This is a genomic window from Demequina sp. B12 (assembly GCF_028823635.1).
In the GTDB taxonomy this organism is placed as follows: Bacteria; Actinomycetota; Actinomycetes; order Actinomycetales; family Demequinaceae; genus Demequina.
The window spans coordinates 1-1,863 of record NZ_JAPEHU010000006.1 but is presented as its reverse complement, the minus strand read 5'-3'; the positions used below and the strand labels follow the sequence as shown (position 1 = coordinate 1,863).

Genomic DNA, 1,863 nt, shown 5'->3' with positions numbered 1-1,863 from the left:
GCAGCGCGAGAAGGGATTCTTAGCGGCTGCGCCGAGAAATCTGTTACTAGACCGAGAAATCTGTTACTAGACCGAGAAACTCCGGGGCACTGGTCTTCGCTTGGCTTGCGCTGCTACATGTTGACGGTGCGAAGCACGACCCACTCATCCTTAGACGAGTCGTACACCTTTGTCTCGTAGGTGTAGTTGCCCGGAGTTCCAGACTCTTCTGTAATCGTCAGAGAAGTGACCTCGCCAGGGTACAGCGGACGCATGCCCTCGCCGCCCGGAAGGTAGCCGTTCTCCTCGACCCAGGCCAGCGCCTCGTCGATGGTGGCGAAGCGCATCACGCCGTCTTCGTCGAGCGGCTTGTAGTTGCCGATGCGGCTCACGATCAACTCGACATCGTTGTCGTCAGTGACCCCGACGCCCGCATCACGCGCGCCACTGGCGTTCTCGGTGATAAAGACCTCGTAGCCGCCCTGACCGATGTTCCCGGCCTCGGTCATCGGGACGGAGAGGTCGTCGAAAGCCTTAACCCTGTCAGGGACCGTGTCAGACGGAACCACGTTCGGGTCAGTCGTAGCCGCGCGGAAGCCCAAAGGCATCTTCTCGCTGCCTTCGAAGCGCTCACCGTCGATGTACTGGACGAGTGCGCCAGGCACCTCTTCCCAGTTCTCATCGATCATGCGGCTAAAAGTGACCGCGCGCACGCCCCGCTCCCACATGTCAGGGTGGTTGTCGAAGATCCACTGCTCAGCGCGCCCCTGAGGCTCCTCGGAGAACTCGTAGTTCTCGTCCGTGGCGGCAGGGAACGTGATGCCCATGGGAGGGAAGCCGGAGCCGTTATCCACCCAAGCGTCATCGGCAACGACCTCACCGTTCTCGCCAATGGAAGGCTGTGCGGTCGGCTCCACCGTCTGCTCGACGGAGGTCGTCGGAGAGATGTCCGGGTCCGGGCCAGGGTTCGTCGAACACGAGCACGCACCGAGCACGACGGCACCGGCCATCACGCCAGCAGCGACGGACTGGCGGTTGAACTTGAGCGCGGCTGATGCGTCCACGAGTTCTCCTTCTGGCTCGATGCCATGGATCGGGCAGTTCGGGTCGGCCTTCTGACGCGGAGGCACCGCAGACAGCAGAGGCGCAGAACGCACAGTGGTCTTGGTCGCACCACACGCGGCGTTGGTCAGGATCGTATATCACGGATGTGCTGTTTGAAACGTTCGGCGTCAAGGTGGGGTCGGTAAAGCGGCAAGTTCCGGAGGTCTTGGAGTCTTTGATAGTTGCGGCGATGCTCGGCCTGCTTTCTTCGTGTCATTTTGCGTGGTGACCAGCCTGGCCTGGCGTTGTCGTGGGATGAGCGAGATGCCAGCACGACCCGGCTGCGTGCTCCCCATCGGCGGTGGATAAGGCTGGCACACTTAATGCCGGGCTGACATTTCGTGCATTTGTAGTGGTGTGCGGCAAGGTCGAGCCTGGTGAAGTGCGCGTTGACGTCAGGGCTGGTCCATGTGGGGTCGTTTTGTGTGTCCTTGACTGTGTATCCGACTGCTTTGAGGAGGTAGTTGAGGATGCGGGCGCGCCGATTGTCACGGAAGGCGTTGGCGGGCAATCCGTCGCGACGTGTCAGGCGCTTGATGTGCAGGTCACGGCCCCAACGCACGACACGGCCATGATGGTCGCGCGTGGTCACGGGCTGAATAGACTCCAGGATCTCGTGCTCGGCGAGTGCGTCCCGGTGGTGAATCCGCAAGATCAGGTGGATATGGCGTGCGCCTCGTTCCTGGAACTCCCAGCCGCCGAAGTACTCTGCACTTGGCATGCGTCGACGCAGGACTCGCACGGTGTTGGACCACAGCGGGCCGCACGAGTAGTTCCATG

2 protein-coding genes are annotated in these 1,863 nt (G+C 61.6%); both read right to left on the bottom strand.

The genetic code is table 11. The annotated features are described in order from the left end of the window. Positions 1-113: 113 nt before the first annotated feature. Positions 114-1,043, bottom strand: coding sequence for a hypothetical protein (locus ON058_RS11035; RefSeq protein ID WP_274669112.1), 930 nt, complete (start codon positions 1,041-1,043; stop codon positions 114-116). 125 nt (positions 1,044-1,168) lie between these two features. Continuing rightward, the coding region (locus ON058_RS11030) for a hypothetical protein (protein ID WP_274669111.1) at positions 1,169-1,863 on the bottom strand (695 nt) is incomplete at its 5' end.